General features: G+C 58.0%; 26 protein-coding genes and 1 pseudogene. 4 read left to right on the plus strand and 23 right to left on the minus strand.

From position 1 onward, the window contains the following. Positions 1–2 precede the first annotated feature (2 nt). The 7 genes and pseudogenes from O3300_RS06150 to O3300_RS06175 all read right to left on the minus strand — a co-directional run bounded on the left by O3300_RS06150 (position 3) and on the right by O3300_RS06175 (position 6,624). On the minus strand, positions 3–782 hold the full coding sequence (locus O3300_RS06150) for a DUF6651 domain-containing protein (RefSeq protein ID WP_305052422.1): 780 nt from the start codon (positions 780–782) through the stop codon (positions 3–5). Between the two features lie 140 nt (positions 783–922). Continuing rightward, entirely contained in the window at positions 923–1,309 is a 387-nt protein-coding gene (locus O3300_RS06155; protein WP_305052423.1) for a hypothetical protein, read from the minus strand. Between the two features lie 113 nt (positions 1,310–1,422). Then, positions 1,423–2,478, minus strand: a complete 1,056-nt coding sequence (locus O3300_RS06160; protein WP_305052424.1) for a hypothetical protein — start codon at positions 2,476–2,478, stop codon at positions 1,423–1,425. A 30-nt stretch (positions 2,479–2,508) separates the two neighbouring features. Further along, positions 2,509–3,876, minus strand: a complete 1,368-nt coding sequence (locus O3300_RS06165; RefSeq protein WP_305052425.1) for a DUF4055 domain-containing protein — start codon at positions 3,874–3,876, stop codon at positions 2,509–2,511. Positions 3,877–4,017: 141 nt separating this feature from the next. After that, on the minus strand, positions 4,018–4,713 hold the full coding sequence (locus O3300_RS28415; protein ID WP_369812287.1) for an HNH endonuclease signature motif containing protein: 696 nt from the start codon (positions 4,711–4,713) through the stop codon (positions 4,018–4,020). Between the two features lie 188 nt (positions 4,714–4,901). Further along, positions 4,902–6,095 (minus strand): annotated as a pseudogene (locus O3300_RS28420) (terminase large subunit domain-containing protein); the annotation flags it as partial. After that, the gene (locus tag O3300_RS06175) at positions 6,076–6,624 is read right to left on the minus strand and encodes a helix-turn-helix domain-containing protein (RefSeq protein ID WP_305052427.1); all 549 of its coding nucleotides are present in this window, start codon (positions 6,622–6,624) and stop codon (positions 6,076–6,078) included. The gene O3300_RS06175 and the pseudogene O3300_RS28420, both read right to left, overlap by 20 nt. 57 nt (positions 6,625–6,681) lie before the next feature. Between O3300_RS06175 and O3300_RS06180 the strand changes: the two genes are divergently transcribed. Next, a complete protein-coding gene (locus O3300_RS06180; RefSeq protein WP_305052428.1) occupies positions 6,682–6,951 on the plus strand; it encodes a hypothetical protein in 270 nt (89 codons plus the stop codon). A gap of 130 nt (positions 6,952–7,081) precedes the next feature. Here the strand turns inward: O3300_RS06180 and O3300_RS06185 are convergent, their stop codons facing one another. Continuing rightward, positions 7,082–7,231 (minus strand): hypothetical protein, encoded by a 150-nt coding sequence (locus O3300_RS06185; protein WP_305052429.1) that lies wholly within the window; start codon positions 7,229–7,231, stop codon positions 7,082–7,084. On the opposite strand from O3300_RS06185, the gene O3300_RS06190 reads away from it, so the two are divergent. After that, positions 7,230–7,607 (plus strand): hypothetical protein, encoded by a 378-nt coding sequence (locus tag O3300_RS06190; RefSeq protein ID WP_305052430.1) that lies wholly within the window; start codon positions 7,230–7,232, stop codon positions 7,605–7,607. The two genes, O3300_RS06185 and O3300_RS06190, sit on opposite strands and share 2 nt — an antisense overlap. Here the strand turns inward: O3300_RS06190 and O3300_RS06195 are convergent. From O3300_RS06195 to O3300_RS06255, 13 genes are all read right to left on the minus strand, one after another. Beyond that, positions 7,590–8,069, minus strand: coding sequence for a hypothetical protein (locus tag O3300_RS06195; protein ID WP_305052431.1), 480 nt, complete (start codon positions 8,067–8,069; stop codon positions 7,590–7,592). The genes O3300_RS06190 and O3300_RS06195 overlap by 18 nt on opposite strands. 215 nt (positions 8,070–8,284) lie before the next feature. Beyond that, entirely contained in the window at positions 8,285–8,461 is a 177-nt protein-coding gene (locus O3300_RS06200) for a hypothetical protein (protein ID WP_305052432.1), read from the minus strand. A 224-nt stretch (positions 8,462–8,685) separates the two neighbouring features. Beyond that, entirely contained in the window at positions 8,686–9,189 is a 504-nt protein-coding gene (locus tag O3300_RS06205) for a hypothetical protein (protein ID WP_305052433.1), read from the minus strand. Then, positions 9,186–10,013, minus strand: a complete 828-nt coding sequence (locus tag O3300_RS06210; RefSeq protein WP_305052434.1) for a hypothetical protein — start codon at positions 10,011–10,013, stop codon at positions 9,186–9,188. Before O3300_RS06210 ends, O3300_RS06205 begins: the two co-directional genes overlap by 4 nt. A 94-nt stretch (positions 10,014–10,107) precedes the next feature. Further along, the gene (locus O3300_RS06215) at positions 10,108–10,650 is read right to left on the minus strand and encodes a hypothetical protein (protein ID WP_305052435.1); all 543 of its coding nucleotides are present in this window, start codon (positions 10,648–10,650) and stop codon (positions 10,108–10,110) included. Between the two features lie 77 nt (positions 10,651–10,727). Then, on the minus strand, positions 10,728–11,153 hold the full coding sequence (locus O3300_RS06220) for a hypothetical protein (protein WP_305052436.1): 426 nt from the start codon (positions 11,151–11,153) through the stop codon (positions 10,728–10,730). Further along, positions 11,153–11,500 (minus strand): DUF1064 domain-containing protein, encoded by a 348-nt coding sequence (locus O3300_RS06225; protein ID WP_305052437.1) that lies wholly within the window; start codon positions 11,498–11,500, stop codon positions 11,153–11,155. The genes O3300_RS06220 and O3300_RS06225 overlap by 1 nt, the downstream gene beginning before the upstream one ends. Then, entirely contained in the window at positions 11,497–11,829 is a 333-nt protein-coding gene (locus O3300_RS06230; RefSeq protein ID WP_305052438.1) for a hypothetical protein, read from the minus strand. The genes O3300_RS06225 and O3300_RS06230 overlap by 4 nt, the downstream gene beginning before the upstream one ends. Before the next feature lie 36 nt (positions 11,830–11,865). Further along, positions 11,866–12,681 (minus strand): hypothetical protein, encoded by an 816-nt coding sequence (locus tag O3300_RS06235; RefSeq protein ID WP_305052439.1) that lies wholly within the window; start codon positions 12,679–12,681, stop codon positions 11,866–11,868. Beyond that, a complete protein-coding gene (locus tag O3300_RS06240; protein ID WP_305052440.1) occupies positions 12,678–13,547 on the minus strand; it encodes a hypothetical protein in 870 nt (289 codons plus the stop codon). The genes O3300_RS06235 and O3300_RS06240 overlap by 4 nt, the downstream gene beginning before the upstream one ends. Beyond that, entirely contained in the window at positions 13,547–13,951 is a 405-nt protein-coding gene (locus tag O3300_RS06245) for a hypothetical protein (protein WP_305052441.1), read from the minus strand. Before O3300_RS06245 ends, O3300_RS06240 begins: the two co-directional genes overlap by 1 nt. Next, positions 13,948–15,480 (minus strand): DNA methyltransferase, encoded by a 1,533-nt coding sequence (locus O3300_RS06250; RefSeq protein WP_305052442.1) that lies wholly within the window; start codon positions 15,478–15,480, stop codon positions 13,948–13,950. The genes O3300_RS06245 and O3300_RS06250 overlap by 4 nt, the downstream gene beginning before the upstream one ends. Then, entirely contained in the window at positions 15,477–15,962 is a 486-nt protein-coding gene (locus tag O3300_RS06255; protein ID WP_305052443.1) for a nuclease domain-containing protein, read from the minus strand. Before O3300_RS06255 ends, O3300_RS06250 begins: the two co-directional genes overlap by 4 nt. A 56-nt stretch (positions 15,963–16,018) precedes the next feature. Here O3300_RS06255 and O3300_RS06260 point away from each other — a divergent pair, with 56 nt between their 5' ends. Further along, entirely contained in the window at positions 16,019–16,678 is a 660-nt protein-coding gene (locus O3300_RS06260; RefSeq protein WP_305052444.1) for a hypothetical protein, read from the plus strand. A gap of 143 nt (positions 16,679–16,821) precedes the next feature. On the opposite strand, the gene O3300_RS06265 is transcribed toward O3300_RS06260, so the two are convergent. Next, positions 16,822–17,247 carry a hypothetical protein gene (locus tag O3300_RS06265; protein ID WP_305052445.1) on the minus strand — a complete coding sequence of 142 codons (426 nt, stop codon included), beginning with the start codon at positions 17,245–17,247 and terminating at the stop codon, positions 16,822–16,824. 32 nt (positions 17,248–17,279) lie between these two features. Between O3300_RS06265 and O3300_RS06270 the strand changes: the two genes are divergently transcribed. Then, complete coding sequence (locus O3300_RS06270) at positions 17,280–17,705, plus strand: hypothetical protein (RefSeq protein ID WP_305052446.1); 426 nt, start codon at positions 17,280–17,282, stop codon at positions 17,703–17,705. A gap of 2 nt (positions 17,706–17,707) precedes the next feature. Here O3300_RS06270 and O3300_RS06275 read toward each other — a convergent pair whose 3' ends face one another. Further along, positions 17,708–19,639, minus strand: a complete 1,932-nt coding sequence (locus O3300_RS06275; protein ID WP_305052447.1) for a DNA cytosine methyltransferase — start codon at positions 19,637–19,639, stop codon at positions 17,708–17,710. Between the last annotated feature and the right edge of the window lie 32 nt (positions 19,640–19,671).

Raw genomic sequence — 19,671 nt, forward strand, 5'->3', positions numbered from 1 at the left:
TTTTAGCCTTTCGCTAATTCGGGATATTGGGCAGCAAAAGCAGCGGCACGCTCTTCGCGCGTCCCGCCGAGATTGCCCGTTTGTTTTTGGCCGCCACCACCGCCTTGATGGGCGCCACCGCCGGATGCGCCCGAGCCCTTGAGGATCTGATCCTTGTAGGGATACTGATCCACCAGGGTTTCGAGTGCTTCGTCGAAGTCAGCCAGGTCGCCTGGGCGCGTGCGCGAGAAAATCTTGTTGCCTGCGCCGTCGTAGGCCACGACCTTGCCGGCCTCGACCTTGAAGGCTTGGCCGAAGCGCGCCTGGACCAGGTCAACCGGAATGGCAAACTTGTCGGCGATGAGTTTTGAGCGATTAAAGCTGCCGCCGATCATTTCCGAATACAAGTTGCCGGTAATGGCGTCCAATTCGTTCTTGGTACGGGCCAGCTCGTCGGCATGGGCCTTGTTGGCGGCTGCGACCTGCTCTTCAGCCGCCTTTTTCGCTGCCAGCTTGATTTCTTCAACCTTGCCGGCCGCGACCAACTTGCCTTCGTCGACGTTTTTCATCAGTTCGATCGCCTTCGCTGCAGCGGCAGGGTCGTCAATGCCAGCGAACGCTTGCAGCTTCGCCTCAGCAGCTTCCTTTGCTTCGCGATGAGACTTTGCCTCACCGTTCAGGCCCTGGATCTTCTGCACAGCGGCAGCCGCATCGAACGGGACTTCCTTCCCGTCGTCATGTACATAGACTGGCTTGCCATCCTGGACAACGACATTGCCATTTGCATCGAGTTTGAGTTTCATTTGGTGGCTTTCTGGGCATCCGCCCATGTGAATGGCCTTCCGGCCCTGCACCGCGTCGCGTCCGCTTGCGGCATAAAAAAAGCCGCCTGATTACCCAGGCGGCTTTGTGGAAAATTAGGAAATAGCTACAACTGAAAAAATTAACTGCGCCGCCAACTATTAGGATGAAGTGATTGGGCACCGTTTCGAGCATCGGTTCGATAGGTGAGCGGCCGTTGAACTGCAACAATGAAACCGAGTATCAATCCAATCGTAGCAAATACAATTCCAGGCGAGGCATTTGTAAGCTTCGCCCCTATTGAATTTGGAGCTTCAATAGCCCAACCAAATGAACCCTGAAGCCCCAAAAAAACCATAACGGCTCCTAATAGGACTGTAAAAGTTGCTAAAGCAAGCCCGCCCCAGCGCAGTCTATATACATGATCCATATGACGATCATGAGATTTTATTGCAGCCAATTGCAATTCATACTCGTGATTCGTTTGGCTATCACTAATGGAGACGTCCGAGCTCTGTCCAGTACTCATAGTTCCTCCCACCTGGAATGATGTATCGCCACAAAAATAGTTTACGTCAATCTAGAAACAGGACTTACATCAAATCTACAGAAAAAACAGAAACGTAGCAATTAAGAAATATACTATTTGTACTTTTTGCTCAACTGCTCCAGCGTCAACTTCCGCCCCTTGAGGTTCATCAGGTCATTCAGCGTGATCTTGCCAGCCTCGTACATCTCCGCGCGGCCCGGGCCCAAGTACTCGGCCCGCCACGCCGCGTCCTTACTGGCCAGGAAGCTTGCAAAGTTCATCTTGCTGCTGACTGCCCCACCGTCACTCGGCCGCGTGCCGCCACCCGGCTCGTCCAGCTCGATGCCCAGGTCATTGAATGACTTGGTGCGCGTGCTGAGCACGCAACGGCAGCTGAAGTGAATGCCGCCCGGCCCACCCGCCCACTCGTGGGTGTGGTTGATCGGTTCCTGATCGTCCAGCGAATACTCGTGCAGGTCGCGCATGGCGCACAGCAGGCAGGTGTGCGAATCCAGCGTGGCCAGCCACACCAGGCACTCGATTAGGTCGCCGCTCTGCTGGAACGACGCCAGGCGCGCGGCATTGGCCACGGCCTGCACCGAACTGTGCACCAGCGCGCGGGCGTTTGCTTCGGATGTCTTCAGGATGCCAGGCATTACCTCGACGTCACTGCCTGCGGCCTTGGCACTGGTGCCGACGACGCGCGCCACGATCTGCGAGGTCGTTTCACCCTGTGCCGCGCCGAGCCGGACCTGGCTGGCGAAGCGGAATTGTGTGTCGAGCGCCTGGCGCTTCCACCAGTTGGCAGACGAGGCGCCCTTGATCAGCGTATCGCCCACCAGCTTTTCCAGATAGGTAGCAGACGGCAGCTTGGCGCCCAGCTCTATCTTGAGGCCCTGGGTCAGCACCTTGGCCGTGTAGTCCGCCTCGATTCGGGTCATACCCAACACGTTGCGCATGGCTTCCGCTTCCATGCCGCTGTAATGCGAGGCGATGACAGCGTTCGATTCGCGCAGCAGCGCAGCCATCCGCTGCTTGCCATAGGTCGACACCTCGCCTTCGCCCAACTTGGCGGCCAGCTCCTTCGACATGGCGCCCATGAGCGCAACGATCTTGCCCTGCACATCCGCCGAGAAGCGCAGCAGGTTCAAGGAGTGCACGAGGAACATCTCAGCAATCCACTCTTCTAGCGCGCCCATCTATACCCCCGTCAGGTCAGGCCCGCTCGACTGGATGCGCTCCTGCTCCGTTTCCCAGTCCAGATCCGGTGACAGGATGCCGCGGCGCTGCAACTCGTTGAAATACGTCTCGCCCGAGATTTTCCCGCCGGCGGCACTCTTGAACAGCAGCTCGGCGCTGGCCTCGGCCAGCGACGCGGCGCCGAAGTCCTTGAAAATGGTGATGTGGCCGCCTTCGGCCTCCCCCACCCATTCAGCCATGAACTGCAGCGCCTGGTCGCCAGCGTCCTCGACGTTGCCTGCAATCTTCTGCAGTGCGCATGCGCCTTGTTCGTTGTCGGCCAGGGTCTGCGATTCGGTCACGTTGCCTGGCTTGATCACCAGCAGTTCAGCGCCAGCCTGGCGCATGCGGTCTTCCAGGTCGAGAATGGACATGCGGCCGGCCTCGATGGCCTTGCCGCCGTGTTCCACGAATTTCAGGTCACCGTCGGGCGAATCCGACTTTACTGCCGTCCCGGCGCCGACTGCGATATCGCTGCCTTCGAGCATCTTCGCAAACAGGATCGGCACGCGCGCAATGTGCAAGATGTTCTGCTGGTCGCTCTTGCTCTGCCAGTGCTCGATGTTGCTGTGCGCCAGCTCAAGCAGCGGCGGCGTGGCCTGCATGTAGCCCAGGCGCTTGCCGTAGACCGGCACGAAGGGAATTGTCTCCAGCGTGGTGACACCTTCCTCGTACAGCGCCCATTCCTTCCTGCTGCCGGTTTCGCGCTGACGCCAGGTCTGCCAGGTGCCGCGCCCCAGGACGCGCACCTGCTCGATTTCCTTGGTGTCGAAGTCGCCATTCGGCTCGGACACGCTTTCCAGCAGCCGCAACTGGGTCAGCCCGTTCAGGCTAGTCGCATTCTTCGGCAACCAGCCCAGGATGTTTTGCACATGCACTTGGACGAAGTACGGACGCACGCCTGCGGCCTGCTCGTCGGCCTTCGTGATCAGGTTGCCAGCCTTGGGGAAGTCAACCAGAATGCCGGCGAAGCCGTATCCCATCGCCTCCTGGGTGATCTCCGACAGGAAGCTGTGCAGATCACGCCCGGAAAGGTCAACGTTTTGTAGCCAGGGCTTGAGCCGCTCCGGCACATCCTCGCCCAGCGTCACCGGCTTGCTAAACGGCTTGGCCGACAGCACATCGATGGTGCGCGCATAGGCAGGAAACAGCGTGGCCACGGCCAGGCGCAGCCTGTAGGCTTCATCATCCTCGCCCGGCCACTGCGGCAAATACGTCTTGCCGGCGGCCCGCATGGCCTTGGTGCCGCCCAACAGCGCGGCAACCAGAGCGCAATCCTCGTTCAGCTTTGCTGCTTCGGCTGATTGTTTGCGTACGGCGTCGGTCATGGAAATCCTTGTTGTTACATGCGCAGCGGCGCGGTGGTCGTCGTGCTCTTCACGATCGGGTACCGCTTCACGAGGAAATACCCGTTAGCGTCACAGTTCGAGACAATTGGCGACTGCGCATCAAGCTTGAAGCAGCCGATATCAGGCACTGTCAGGCAATACACCTCGCGAACGCCTTGCGGGGAAACATCCGTCACAAAACTTCCTCGTGCTGTAACGGTTGGCAAGGAACGAGATTGCGCACTTCGTGCAGACGCGAGTAACGTCGTCAACGCCGCTCTGCCGCCTTGAATGCGCCTTACATGCCTTGGAGCAGTATTTGACATCGCCATTCTTGACGGTACTACTTGCCTCAAACTGCTTTCCACAGCATGAGCAATTCGCAGAATGTGTTGCCCGAAGCGCAGCGACGGTTTTCTCATACTGCTCTGCATGCCACTTCTTGCCGGCATCGGATCCGTGCCAAGCCTTGGTGCGAGCCTGGTAGGTCCGGCCCATTTCAGCAATTTCATCAGCCCGCTCATAGCCATGTCCGCGGTTATGCTCATCACCGGGCAAGCAAAACAAGTTTTCAGGCTGGTTGTTGCTGCGGTCGCCGTCGCAATGGTGTACGTGATGATCTTCATGAATTGGTCCGTGCCACACAGTCCAGACTGCCCGGTGGAGTCGCTTTTCGCCGTCGGACGCTGAGTCTTGGAAGTATTTCCCGCAAAGGTAGTAGCGCCTACCCTCAAATTCTTGGCAGGTTGTACTAACGACATGCACTCGTGGCCCATCAGGTCTTTCGCTTGAATCCATTCGCCGCTCCTCACAAGAAAAAGATGATCTTGCGAGCATTTTATAACGTAGCCATTCGCAATGGTGATCTTAACCGTGAGCTTTGCACCAGTCTTACCTGCGCCACGGTAAGCAACCCACTCGCCATTAGGGCCGAGCACCTCGCCAGCGAAGGGCAACTCATCGAATCGGTAGCAACCGGCACGCGTCTGCACTACCGTGTCTGCAGTGAAACATGCGTGGTCATGACCAGATTTCTTGTCCGGCTGGCCGTCGGCGCCCCACACCTGCTGCTCCAGCGCTTCGGTGGTGGTCGGGCACTGGTCGGTGTTGATCTTCCAGCGGCGCTCGCCCTGGGCATTCAGGATCATGCCGTTGCAGGCATTGACCCGATCCTTGACCGCAGGGTTTGAGTGGTTCACTTCGAGCAGGAAGCCCGCCTGGCGCAAAATGGACAGGTCGGACTCGCTTGCGTTCTTGCTGCTGGTGTTCTGGCCGGAAGCATCCGGGAAAATCTTCACCTGGTGACCTTTGTCCTTGAAGTCTTCCTTCAAGAGCTTGGCCATGGCCGGCGTATCGCGCACCTGCACGCGCTCGGCCAGCGTGCGCGGCAGCCCTTCCCGGACCACGTTGATGCAAGCAGTCATGTTCTGCACGTTGAAGTCGAGGCCCACCATCAGCGGCTCGCCGGGCAGGATGATCTCGTTCGTGTGGTTCAGCATGCGGTCGAAGTCGGCATACACGCTGCCGCTGGTCAGGTTGGTGAACTTGCCGCGCAGGTAGGCGTCGATCAGCGCCGGCGGATAGCTGGCCATCAGCGACGGAATATAGTCGTCCGGCAGGTTCAGTTCATTTTCAAAGGTGCTGGCCTGGATCAGGCCGTACAAGCTGGCCAGCTCAGGCTTGTCCCGGATGGCCTTCACGAACTGCTGATAGACGAACTTGAAGCCCTCGGGCGTCGTCGTCACGTCGATGCCGTTAATCAGGCCTGGCACGTTGTAGCGCATGCGGGCGATGATCTTGCGCCAGGCCGTCTGCGCCTTCTTCAGCGGCATCACGTCCAGTTCATCGATCAGCGCGTGGCCGATCTTGAAGCCCACGATGGTTTCTGGCTTCTCCATCGAGCGGCAAATGACCGTGCCGCGGTACCGGCGGCCCTCGTACACCTCGACTTCGTGGTCGCCCTGCTTCACCTTGATGCGCAGGCCCATCGCGTAGGCCACCTCTTCCATCGTTGGATAGAAAATGTCGCGGATCTGCGGATAGGTCGGCGCGAAGTAGCCCTGGTTGATGCCCGGCCACTGCCAAAAATGAGCGCAGATGCCGGCGCAGCCCACAAACGTCTTGCCAGAGCCGAACCCGGCCACGTAGGCCTTGAACTTATGCGGCAGCTGCAGGAAGCTCGATTGCGGGACGTTCAGGTCAAACTGGATTTTCGTCATGGCGCTTGGCGTCTTTCACGCCGAAGGTGATGGCGACAGGTGTGGGCGCGTCGTCGTCCGGCTTCACGTCCTTGCTGGCTTTCAGCAGGTTCATGCCGATCTCGGCGGCACCGTTGGCCATCCTAGTCAGCACGGCGATATCGCCCAAGGCCAGGCGACTCTTGTCATCCAGCGGCTCGGCGTCATCGATCTCGCCAGCCTTGTTGTGCGCGATGCCGGAGAGCCGGTGCGCGGTAGCGGCGCCATATCGTGCGGCGCCCGCCAAATGCATTGAGATTTCTTTCAGCTCATCGGCCAAAGTGCGCGCACTTATCTGCGCACCAATCGGTAGCGCACTAAATGCCGACTCTGCCGCAACCAATTGATTTGCAACATCTTTTATTTGTTTCGTCTGCGCACCAAAGCGTTTTCTGATCGCGGCTTCGGATACGCCGAATTCCCGAGCAAGCGCTCGGGCCGCCTCACCTTTTAAAAGGCGCACGCCAATCTCCGACCATTGTTTTTCTGTCAGCGATGATTTGCGCCCCATACGTTACTCTCTGATAATATTGGCGTAGTGAAATTTCAGTCTTTATGAGACCCAAACATGCCCTACTACGTTCAGATGCAGCAGACAGACTTTTTCTCCTTTGCCCACAGTTTTAGTGATGCTGAAGCAAGAGCAATCCGCGATGCAGTGATTGACGAACAATTTGAGTTATCGAATGGTTTTGGCCGCCTCGATAAGGATGGCGATGTGACTCTAACTTTCATCAAGAGCGACGGGTCGCGCATGTACGATCTAAACCATATCGAGATTTGCCGTCAGTTCGCGCAAGGCGATCATGATGGTCTTGAAGATGAGATTGAAGATTAATCTGAACACCGCCCGCTCCCAGCAGGCGCCGCCGTGCATCGCGGCTGGAATCCTCTGGATCATTGCTACGTCGGTGATCTGCGCCCGTTTTGTAAGCCCTGCCACTGGAGCGCGCTGGCAGTCGCAAGTGTCAGGTGGTCAAGGTGTGCAGAGCTGGCTTGGCAATCGCCCATAACCAGGGCCATGCCAGCAGCAAGAGCGCGAGTATGGCGCCGCCGATTTGCGCGCCCGCCAGGGCGATGGTGATGATGATCATCCGGCGGAAGTGGATATCGAACATGCGTCACATCCATATAGCAATGCTTCGTGCTATTGTTGCAATTCCCACAACCGCAAGAATGGATCGAAACATGGCTCATTTCATTATTAGCTTCCGCATTAAAAGCGATTCCGATTACCAGAGCAGATATGACTCTTTTAGAAAAAGGGTCGAGGCTATTTCTAATGGCATTGGCGGAGTTTGGGAAGAAACATCATCTTTTTATGCGATCGAGGCAAAAAATACCGCTCAAGGTCTCTGCTACGATCTCTACCTGAATACTGAATTTGATCCGTCAAAGGACATCATGCTTGTCGTCGATGTAAAAAACCAGGAACAGGCAACAAAAGGCGAGATAAAGTATCCCAACAGCCTGGCTTCAGCACTCGGGTTCTGAGACAAAAATCGAAAGTTCGATCTCGTAAAGTTTTTGCTCGCTCGCTTCGAGACTGGCAGTATTGAAGTCCACGCAACAGGTTGCCTGCATTAAGGCTTGCTCAGCATCCCGCTTCATTGCGACTGCGATAGCAAGCTTTTTTTTCTTCTCGATGATTGATTCGATGAGTTCACGGTATTGCTGCTTCATGGTCAACCTCAATAGAAAAGCCCGCCAGCGCAGTGATGCGGCCGGCGGCGAAACCCGGCGTGCCGGGCAAGGAGAACTGGAGCGGGTGACGGGCCTCGAACCCGCGTCGCCGGCTTTGAAGGCCAGCGCTCTACCACTAGAGCTACGCCCGCGTTTTGGAAAACCCACCAGAGGAACCATATTTGCATTGCCCTCATGATTGAACAAACAACCAATGAGGCGCCTATGACCAAATACGATTTTTTCTGGCTCTACATACAGCGCACAGCTCAACTTTGCGCGATTGCGAAGATGGTAGCTGAGATATCACGTTGGATTGTTGGTGCTGGGTGACAGCGTCCCATCGTCGGTTTGGCGCGCGGCCTCACGGCGGTGCCCGACTGAATGACCGGCTTACTTGCTGGATCACTACTTCACGGCGCACCTCCTTTTCAGGCCTGCGGCGGCGTGGTCGCGCGCGCATCCGGCCGTTCAAATTCTTGGCGTTGCTATTCGGCTTCGACGTCGAGCATGCGCTGGAAATGGCGCACCACGTCGATATCTAGCTGGTCGAGAACTTCTTGCTGCGTGGGCGACTCGGCCAGCACCACGTCAGTGACGATGGCGGCCATTTCCTGCGGCGTGCGGCGCCAACGGATGCGGTTGAGAAACTCGGTTGCGGCCATGATCGCCTCAAAAGTGGACGCGCAATAGAAAAAGCCACCTAAAGGGTGGCTTCGTTTTTACTCCCATGACAATCTGCATGGTGAGCTACACAAATTTACCGCGAGCGAATCCATCGGCTGATGGGTGCTCTGCGAATCCCTGCTATCGGTGCCGCTTCCGCAGTCATTACGAGTACATGGAGTATTTTTATCATAAACAAAGTTCGGAAAAATTGCAAAGAAAATTAATTGACACCTAGAATTTTTGCTAAATTTGACCTATCCAACCGCGCTAATCGCACCTCGAGCGTTGCTACTTTTAAAGGTGACAATGGACCCGAATTCCGAACGCGTCGAGTTTGCTCATCAATAAGCGAAGTGACCTTTTGATGCACAAATATTTCTGCCTGCAAATCTCGCGTCACATTCACAAGTTGAGTATTTCGTATTGTCATTAAGGAAAAAGTAGCCATTAAAGCAAAAAATAAAACAACGATGGACATCAACCATTCGATATTTAAGCTAATGAATAAATTTTTTCCTGCTGATGATACATAAACTAATAAAATAATAACTACCAACATCGTAAACAAAGCTAACAATGCGGAAGTGTAAACTTGAATTTTAAGGCGATTGCGCAACAATGCCAATCGATCAATTGAATCAGTAATTGATCCTGCCAACTCCAACATTTCGTTTAGTTCGCGGAGTTCAGGAAGCTCAGGAAGTTCACTTTGATCAAAGTTCATGCGTGCTTTGCTACTACAGTTGATAATACAGAAGAGAAGTTACGCAAAATAGTATTATCTTCCCTTGGGGCCAACGCAGAAGGAACATTAAAACCATTCCAAATAAAGTCCGCCTCATGAGAGCAAACTTCAACAACGTAAATTGCTAAATTATTCTCACCAATCTCTTGCTGCAACTCTCGAAGTGCTTTTGAGAAGGGAGATGTACCTTTGCTATGATAGTGCGCCAAAGCCATACTTCTCTCAGTGGGATAAAGGTCTACTTTATTAACCGCAATTATTAGCCATTTAGGTCTTTTATGCTGATGATGCAATCTTCGGATGCTTGCAATCAAATCCTTTAGATCCTCAACTTCAAGCTTTAAGTTACGCTCCCTCAATTCTTGAAGCGTGACTATTCCATCTTCCTCCACAAGTGCTTGAGCAACTACTGGATCGCGCGGTGCGACATACCCAAAATCCACAACGTGTATCACCCCGTCAAGCGACTCATTTTCCTGAAGCGAGTCGATCTCACCAGCTGTCCGCCGTCCTTTTTGCCCCGGAAGAACTCTAACAAGTTTTGTCCATTCACCAATTGTAATGGCCTCAACCTCAACCGTCTGTGACTCCGATGGCGCTTCATAATACAGATCCCGAGCACTTCCGTGAAGTTGCCCAGTCAGAACCGATTTCCCTGCACCGCTGTGACCTGTCACTAAAATTTGAGTCTCACCCTTATCGAACCAAGCCTTCAAGACAGTCCAATATTTCTGAATAATATGACGTTGGTCATAGCTGGCCTTACCTAATCTCACCACGCTTACGGCCGTCGTAAATTCCATTTTGCATTCCAAAATTCTGTCAAAAATACAAGTCTACTCAATACTTTTAAGCATGTCCATTTTAAAAGTGATAGCAACCAAAAAAATCCGTAGTTCACATACTTTTCAACCGTCGACTCGCACGAGCATGATGCGTTTGCACCAGCCCCTCCAATTCGCTGACCATGTCCACAATACGCTCGCGCTCAAACCCGCCTGCGCATTCCACTTTCCCCTTGCCGCCACCCTTGCATGGCACACAGAACTGACGATTTGTTGTCACGCCAGTGCCGTGACAGCAGTCGCACTTGCCGTCAAGCCAGTGTGCGAGTGAAGCGTGGGCAACGCGTCGATATAGTGCCTGGGCAGCCTGTTGGTCCCATGCAGTATTCGCCTTCACCCACCCCCGTGAACGTCCTTTCTCAGCTACAGCCGCAGTCCAGATGCGCAGCAGCTGAGCCAAATTCGACGAGCCACTTTCGAAGAGCTGGCGCGCTGCACCGTCCGCGTACTTCACACGCGACAGCAAGGCGCCCAGGCCAGCGCCCGACCGATCAGCCAGTGCCGCAGCCGCAAGCGCCTCCGTGAGGTGATGCCGCTCATCGTCTTTCAGGTTGGACGAGTTGATCGATGCGATATACTTTTCTGCGAAGCCCATGAATTCCCTTTCATTCCGTACGTCAACGTTAACACCCTTTGTTGTCCTGTGCCAGCCCTACCAATCGTCAAGGCCACTCATACCCGCAGCACGCCGGTTCGGTTGAATTCGCGCACGGCGGCCAAGCCAGCACGCGCTATTTCGACATTCGACGCGCGGCGCAGGAAGACCATCGTCTTGCCGACGCCCTCGCGCAGCACGCGCATTTCGTCGCCGTTGACGCCGAAGGTGCCCGTACGCTGGGCGCGTACCTGGATCTCGGCAATCGCCTCGACCATTGCCTGGGCCACAGGCAGGATGGCATGGCCAGCTGGCGCAATGCGGCGCGCCATGTCGGCGTTGCTCAGCAGGTCGTAGACGTGCTGCTCCTGGAAGTGGCCCTTGCCCATGGCCTCGCTGGCCTGGAAGCCTGGCATTTCGAAAGCAATGTCGCGGCGTGCGCCAGGTGGCAGGACGGCTGGCTTCGGGACGTACCGCTTGCGCGGCTTCTTGTTCGCAGCCATCAGAATTCCTCCAGTTTCCAGCCGCCGCCCAGCTTTTTCGGCAGTGCCTGCACGGCAATGAAACGCAGCGGGTACATATCGGCCGCGATCTTGATCTTCGCGCGCGCATCCTCTTGCCAGTAGCCCTTCACTTCGTGCGCCTCCAGCGCGCCGCCAGCCAGCAGCACGGCAAAATCCGGAGTGTAAAAAGTGTTGTCGGCCAGGCGGAATTTCAGGCCCTCGAACTTGTACCAGGCCACCTCGCCAGAGGCCTTGCGCAGCTCCAGCGTCTGCGCATACGCGGCCTCGGTCTTGTTCATGGCGCCGACCTTGAGGCGGCCCAGTGCCTGCAAGCCACGCGCCATCATCGCGCTTTCTCCAGGCGATGCGTGACCGCCTTGACGATTGCGGCGCGCGCCGCAGCATCCCTGTCCGGATAGCACCGATACCGCGCCAGGAAACCGCTGGCATCGACGCACGTCGACGCGGGCGTCAGGCGGATCTCGAACTGCACAAGCAGCGGCGCGGCCGCCGTCCAGTCACCCAGCCAGTCCGGCACCATGGCTTGGCCGCGGCTTTCGGCGGCGCCCGCCGGCGGCGTGCCGACCAGGGCGCCGCCCACCTCGACAATGTTGGACCAGCCCAGCAACTCGGCCAGGCGTTCATTTGCTGCGATTTTGTTTTCTTGATTTTTCATTTAAAGCCTTTTAAGCCGTTTTTTCTGATGGGTACGTCACTTCGTAGCGGCCATGACCCTTGCGCAGTGCGGCGGTGCCTCTGGCAAATCATGAGCGGCATTCGCGCTTGCCGGGCCAGCTGCATTTCTGCCGCCGGCCATGTAAAGCTGGACACGCTCGGCAGTCGACCGCTTGAATTCTTCGTCCGCCAGGCGTTGCTGCTCGACGCCCTCCAAGCGCGCCACCTCCTTCGCCGCAGCACCGTCAGCAATCATTTTTTTGATCGCAGCGAGTTGCGCGCGCGCGGCATCGTCCGTTGTCTGGTCCTGCTTGCCCTGCAGCAGGCCCGCCACGGCCGGCGCCGGCAGCAGCCCTGCCCTCACCGCATTGCCCAGCACCTCGACGTGGCGCGTTTTGTCCCAGCCCACGGACGCCACCCACTCGGCCGGGTGCCGTGCTGCGCGCGCCGTCGCAACGATGCGCTCGTAGGCCTCCAGGAACGGCTTGCGCGCGCTGATGGCGCCGCTGGAGTCGAGTACTGGCCGGCAGATGCGGAAGGCCTCGGCGATCTCGGTCGTCCATACCACGCTGGCCATTTCGTCCTGGCTGGTCAAAGCGATGGCCCAGGCCTCCTCCGCACCTGGGCGACCGTCCATGAGCTTGCAGCGCTTGGCGATGCCGGCCGGTACCGGCGCAAACTCACCGTTCTCGTCCCGGTAGGCCTGCAAGGCGGCCGCCACCGTGGGCAGCGGGAACGGTTCAAGGTTTGCCAGCCAGGCGCGAGCCATGGCAGGCTCCGGCAGCGGCTTGCCGTAGGCGGCCAGCGTCTCGGCCAGCAACTGCATGAAACGCGGCGTGTCGGCGGTATTCATGCCGGCACCATGTCGATGACGTCGCCGGCCGGCGCCGTGCCCATCAACTCGCGCATCACTCGGGCATTCGTCTGCTCGATCGTCTCGCTACCGGCGCTGGCGCGGGCCTGGCCGGCATCGTTGCGGATAAAGCGGTCGATGTGGTCGGCATCGCGCAGGATCAGGCCCAGGCCGTTGTACTTCGTTTTGCTGTCGTTCTGGCCCATGTTGTGCGGCGTTTTCGAGCAGCCACGGATGGCTTTGCAAATGTCGGCCGGTGAGTAGCCCTTGAGCGCCTTGACGATCAGGCGCTTGCGTTTTTCGTCCAGAACCGACTTGGGCGAGTCCATGACTTTTTGCCAGAACGCGAAGATCGTCGTCACGGGGTCGAGCTGGGTTTGCTCGACAAGAGTCTCCTTCCCTTCCTGTTCCCCTTCCCTTCCTTTCCCTTCCTTTCCCTTCCCTTCCACTTGAGCATGCTTAAGGGGCGTGACTGTCGCGTCATCCACGCGTGCCGCACGCGTCGAAGTCATTGATATATATAGGGATTCGTCCGGCGCTGGCAATTCTGAGTCAGATTCACGGTTATTTATGACTTGGTGCTTGGAAAATGTCGGAATGAAGCCGAAAAAATCGCCTTCAACCTCATATTTCACTACAAATCCACGCGTCAGCAACGCGTCAAGCACGCGTGAGAAATCAAGTTCGTCGTATGGCAAGATGTCGAGCTTGAGCGCGCGCGGGCGCCACTTGAACCGACCTTCTTTATCGCAGCAGGTGAACAGCCCCATAAAGGCCGTGCGGATAGGCAGGCCAGTTTCCTTTTCCAGGTCGAACAGATCCTCGTGCTTAAACAGCTCCGGTTTCACAGTACGAATGCGGCCCATCAGCGAGCCTCCTGTGCGCGCGCCGCGCCGAACAGTGCAGCCACCAGCGGATCGCCCACGGCGCCCGCCTTGCGGATCCAGTACTTGCTGCGCCAACGCGCCTTCATCGAGTCATAGCGGCCATCCTTCTTGGCCTTGGCCTCGAAGCGCAGGCGAATCTGGCGTTTGGTCAGGCGCGGTAAAGTGCACGGCGCGTCTGGTAGGTTGCCGACGGCATACACGGCCATGGCGGCGCCGGCGCGCGGGTGCGGCTTCCAGCTGGCAATGTAAATCTTGCGATCAACGTGCAGCAAGCGAATCCAGCGCAGCACTGCCGCCTGGCTGACGCCTGACTTGATGACGATATCGGCTTTGGTGCCGGGCATGGCGTCCAGCACGAATTTACAGAAATTAATACGCGTCACGATGCATCCTCCGAGAACAGGTCAAATTGCGGTGTCGGTTCAACGACGCCAGTGGCTGCGACAGAGTCGATCTCGTGTTGGATACGGACCAAGCAGAGCGGGAAGTACTCGGCCGACAGCTCGACGCCGATAAACCGGAAGCCTTCGCGCATGGCGGCCTTGCCGGTACTCCCGCTCCCCATAAACGGGTCCAGCACCACTCCGCCGGGTGGCGTGACCAAGCGACACAGGTAAGCCATCAGGTCGGTGGGCTTGACGGTGGGGTGAATGTTGCCAGTTTTCGGCGCGTCCTCAATCTTGCGCAGCGTGGCGCCGTGCTTGAACTGAGGGCCAGGGTCGACCAAGCCGGCGTTGCGATCAGCGCGGCTGGCCTTGGCGCAGTAGAAGAAGCGCGCGGCAGAGCCGGTACTGGCCGCTATATCAGTGCTCACAACGCCGCCGCCGAAGGTGCCAAAACAGACGCTACCAGGCTCGTCCTGCGATGCGCGCTGAGTACCTGCCCTCATCGCTCCGCTGGTCGACTCCGGAAATAGAGCCGCCACCTCGGCACTGCCATCGTGAATAAGGTTTGCTGGCCATCGACCGTCCTGCGCGCCGCCGCAGACGCCAGGCGTGGCGGCGAAGTCGGTGCCGCCGGCGTCGGCGTAACGCTGTCCGTGAGATGCTTCACCGATGCGCGCGCGACTCTCGCCAGTTGGTTCGACACGGCAAGCATCGATGTTGATTGCCCCGGTTCCATGTGCCAACACGTTGGCCGCCACGGTATGCCCCTTGGCCAGCGGCTTGCGCGCTACGCAGATCGGCTCGTGCGCTGGTTTAAGGGCGGTGCCCCAGCCATCCCACTGCGCAGCATCATCCGTGGCCGGCGCTGTCACCTGCGGCACATACTCGCGCCCGCTGTCTTTGGTCCAGCTGCCGGTCGCATCCTGGTCGGCGCCGAGGATCATGCGCTTGACCGCGCGCCCTTCGCTCAGCACCGCGCGCTCGGCGCCAGCGGCCTTGTCGAGCGCCTTGCTGACGTTTTGCGATTTTGGAAAGCCGCTGCCGAATACCCACATGATCTGATCGCGGATTTCGAAGCCGGCGTCCTCGATGCCGGACGTCATGCGGTGATACGTGCGTGCAGACGAGAACGACAGCAGGTGGCCGCCTGGCTTGAGCACGCGGAACGCCTCACGCGCCCAGTCCTCGCTGAAGTCCTGGAATGCACGCATTGCGGCTGGTGCGAGGTCATACTTGCCAGCTGCGGCTGCGATCGACTTGTGGCCGCCATTCGGACCGGCGTCTGGCGCATGCGATGCGAAGCCGCGCCGGCGCTCAGTGCGCGCCACGATGTCAGCGCCATCCCAGGCCTTACCCATGAAGGAAATGCCATAGGGTGGATCGGTTACGACGCTGTCGACACTATTGTCTGGCAGCGTGCGCATCAGCGCGATGCAATCAGCGCGATACAGCCTGGCATCACCAATGACGACGCATTCGGCTGCTTCGGTGACTGCGGCCTGTTCTTGAGCGTTAAATGCACTCATGGATGCTCCAAATTAAGTGTGGCGGCAGGCTCTGCATCAAGCAGTCCCGCCGACCGTAAGATTTCGTGTGTGCGGCTCACGGCCGCGCGAAAGGCCGCTTCCAAGGCTACCTGCGACAGATCAACCGGGCGCGGGCGCCGGCCATCGAGCACGTCGTGGCAGGCGCTGCAGCCGAACGCCGCGGCGGTGTCTGGCGCTTTCAGGCCCATGCCCTTCCCGTCTGCCAGGAAATTGCTGTGGCATAGCACGGTGGTGTCAGGGTCGAAGTTGCAGATAGCCAGGCGCAGCGTGCAGTCCTGACCGCGCGCGGCGCGCCGGATCGGCGTCGAACGCGGGCCCTTGGTCTTCAAGCCGGCCTTGCGCTTCGGCGCCGTGCGCTGGTGCGACTGCATGGAGAGCATGCCGGTGCTGGGCATGGGCGAGGTGCGCTTGAATGGCGTGCGCGCTAGGGGCTTGCCTGACTTCATGGAGGAGCGCTTCATGCCGTCCGCCAGAGGAGCGACATGTTATTATGTTGCCAATATTCACAAGGAAATTCATGAAAGCATTTTTTCAATTCGCCGCGTTGGGTCTGCTTTCCTTTGGGAGTGGTTACGGCCTTTGCATTATTCCGTGGTCTAGCACCAATACCCCCGCCTGGGTACAGGCGATCGGCTCCATTATTGCAATCGGAATTGCGATATGGGTGCCTTATTGGCAACAACGAAGCTCCATAAGGCAAGCGGCTGCGGCCGAAAAGGCTCGAATTAAGCAATTGCTTAGCAGCCTGAATGACGAAATGTCCATCGTAGTGTCTGGGTTCAATACCCGAAATGGCGCCTTGCTCCTTGGCTTGCAGCCCGGCGATTTTTTCAGCTATATTGTCCCGGCAACCGAACATCCATTCCCTATCTACAGCGCATGCGTCAACAGGTTGGGTGAAATTCCTGATCCTGTTTTGAGGCAGAAAATCGTCGTCGGTTACACCAAGGCAATGAGTTTTGTGCAAAGCATGCGGCTCAATAACACTTTTGTAGCGAAAATCGAAGAGTGCACCTACCTTGCCGATAAATTTAATGACGACCTGCATAGGAATCACCTTGCAGGAAGAGTTCAGATCGCCGTTCAATACGCCGCCGCGCTGCGTGAGGCCTATATTGAAGCGATGACAAGTATTAAAGAGCTTGTCGATGCACTCAACCTTGAGCTCGCAAATTAACGGATTAACTGCGCGCTGGTGGCCGATTTTTCCTACTGCCATCAATGTGATGTTGCACTCTCGCTGCGCAAGGTCCACGGCATTGCTTTGGGGAAATTGAGTCAGCTGGCGTACGGATTTGGCTGGAGTATCTGTAGGCATTCTCAATCCTCCATCGCGCGCTTGATGCCAGCGGCGTCGAGGCCAGCAGCTTTGCAACCCAGGCGAGTCGCATAGAAATAGGTCATTTCGTTGGCGGCACGGCCGGCCGTGGCCAGACCGGCATCCACCAGACGCTGCATGGCCTCGAGCTGCTGGCCGCTGCCGGCGGCAAAATAGTTGCGCCAGCCCCATTTGGACTTCGGATATTGCTGCACGGCGCCCAGCATGTGTTGCAGCTTGGCGAAGTCGCTAGGCATGATCGCGGCGCGGATGGCCGCCAGCGCGCAGGCGGCGCATTTGCCGTGCTGGGTCAGCTGCTTGGCGGTGGTGCGGTTGCCGCAGCTGCAGGCCTTACGGATCAGCGAATAGGCGGGCGCGGACTGATTTGCGATATGGGCACGTTCGCTTCTTGCCAAGTCGTACATCATGATAGGATCCCCTCTTTAAATTTGGAGACAAAATGGAAAACAAAGACAATCCAAACGGCATTCAGCGCCCCTTCAAGATGGATCAGATGTCTAGCTGGTTCGCTGATGGCGATGGATTTCGCGGGCGAGTCTCCGCTCGCGCTAGTGATGTCACGTGCGCAGTCAAGCGCAGCAGCCAAGACGAGGCTATGGCGGATTCCGCCGCTCTCATGCACGCGCTGGAGTGGGCAGAAAAAAATGAACTTGTCGTATCGCATTCGATCAATGGGAAAAGAGTTGCGCATACCATGATTTTTGCAATCGACGGCAAGTGGTATGCCACGTATCGAGTGGTTGAGGATCGGCAGCCCGTCATAGACTGGACTCGCTTCGAACTGCCGCCCCATGCCAGCAACGACTCCGACCGCAGTAAGGCGGTCGATAACGAAATCACGCGTCAACTGAATATATTGCGATAAATTCATGCCAACCTCGCAATTTCGCGCTCATGCGCTAAGTTGGCGCGTATAGCGACATCAATGCGGTGGCCGAGCCAAGCCACATTCGACACTGCCCAGCTGTTGCCGATAGCCTTGTAGCGCGGGCCGTCGGCTGCTGCGCGTGCAACCTGGTCGCGTGTCATCACGCCGCCGCGTATCAGATACTTGATCCAGTCCTGATCAAGCTTTTCCGCGCGGATAGCGCGGCCAAACGGAATGAGGGTGTAGTCGTCAGGGAAATCCTGCAGGCGCTCGCATTCGCGGGGCGTGAGACGGCGGACTGCCATGCCCGCCAGCACCATTGGCGTGCCTTGGCCAGGCTTGCCGCCGCCGGTCGACAGCGCACCAGTACGGCTGCCGTCGCCACCTTCCAGGCGGATTTCGGCGCGGCTATTCTCGGCGAATGCAGCCACAATTGGCTGCCCGCGCCCAGTGCCATCCTCGCTAGCATCGAAGCCTTCCGCCTTAAGAGTGTGGGTGATGTCGCCGGTGACGCAGACCGCCTGCGCTTGCGGGCTGGACGTGCCCAGAGCGCCAAAGACGCTGGTACTGCTCACGCAATCCTGGCGCGCGTCGAAGGCGATAGCCGGTGGGATGCCGGAGTTGGCATGACTGCCGGCGTGGTTTCCAGCGCGTAGCGTCGGTGACAGGTCGTAGCAGGCGTCGCCACCGTAGTCCTTGCTGCTAAAGGCGATTGGCGCGAGCGCCACGCCGTGTTGCGACCCGTTGTCTAGCGTGTACATCGGTGCGCCGGCGTCGCCGATACCCAGGCCGTTTTGATCCTTGCCGCGGGTAGCGTTTTGGATTGGATACGCCACCTGCTGAACCAGGAATGTCTCGCTCTCAAAATCGAGGTGTGGCCCGGCATGCGCGCGGCAGGCGGTGGCAACATGAATTTCACCGGCAAGATTGTTGCCGCCAAATGCCATGGGGATCAGCATGCCGGCATCGGCATCTTGCTGCGTGGCGCTACCTGCAGCTTTTCCGTTCGCCTGCAGCGTACCGGCAATCAGCGTGTCCAAACCATCGCCACGTGGGCGCTCAACGCTGCGCGCCACTGGAGCGGCTACGGAAGCACCGAAAGCAATGTCTTTCCCGTCGACCTGTCGTGCTCCGCCAATATCCTCGGTACTGACTGGCTGCAACCCGAGGCCGCATTCGTCCTGCACTCCGCCACGGCGCGCAGCGCTCGCTCTAACTGTGCCGGCAATGTCTTGCGGCGATTCTCGGCTCGGCGGAGAATCCCGGCGCACGCCGTCGAACTCAAAAAGTACCGATGCGGGATCGAACCCTTCTCCAGCACTTGCGATAACGAACACACGACGGCGTCGTTGGGCCACTCCGAAATATTGGGCGTCGAGGGTCCGCCACGCGACTGTTCGCGCGGGACCATACACACAACCAGCGTACGCCCACTTACCCCCTGGCGGCTCGATTGGATCATCTTCACCGGCAAGGCCAGCAAGGAAGCAGCCGAAGGCATTGTCTTTTGTGGAGAGGACTCCAGGAACGTTTTCCCAGAAGACAACGGCTGGAAGAAGTCCAGCTGCAGCGCGTCGTGCGTCAATTTCATCTGCGATCTCGCAAAAAACAAGGGAAAGGTTGCCACGCTCGTCGTCGAGCGAATTGCGCAGGCCGGCGATCGAGAATGCCTGGCACGGTGTGACGCCGCAAAACACATCGGGCGCCGGCACGAAGCCGTCACGGACCAAGGCAGCAACCTTGGTCATGTCGCCCAGGTTCGGCACGTCCGGATAGTGGTGCGCCAGCACGGCGCAGGGAAACGGCTCAATCTCGGCAAGCCAGGCGGCGCGCCAGCCGAGTGGATGCCAAGCTACGCTGGCTGCTTCGAGGCCGCTGCAGACCGAGCCGAAAGTAAAGGGCTTGACCATAGTGAAGGAATCGCGCTTCATGCTAAGATTCCTTTCAAACAACTTCCGGCAAG

This window comes from Janthinobacterium sp. SUN206, assembly GCF_030587305.1.
Lineage (GTDB): Bacteria > Pseudomonadota > Gammaproteobacteria > Burkholderiales > Burkholderiaceae_D > Janthinobacterium > Janthinobacterium kumbetense.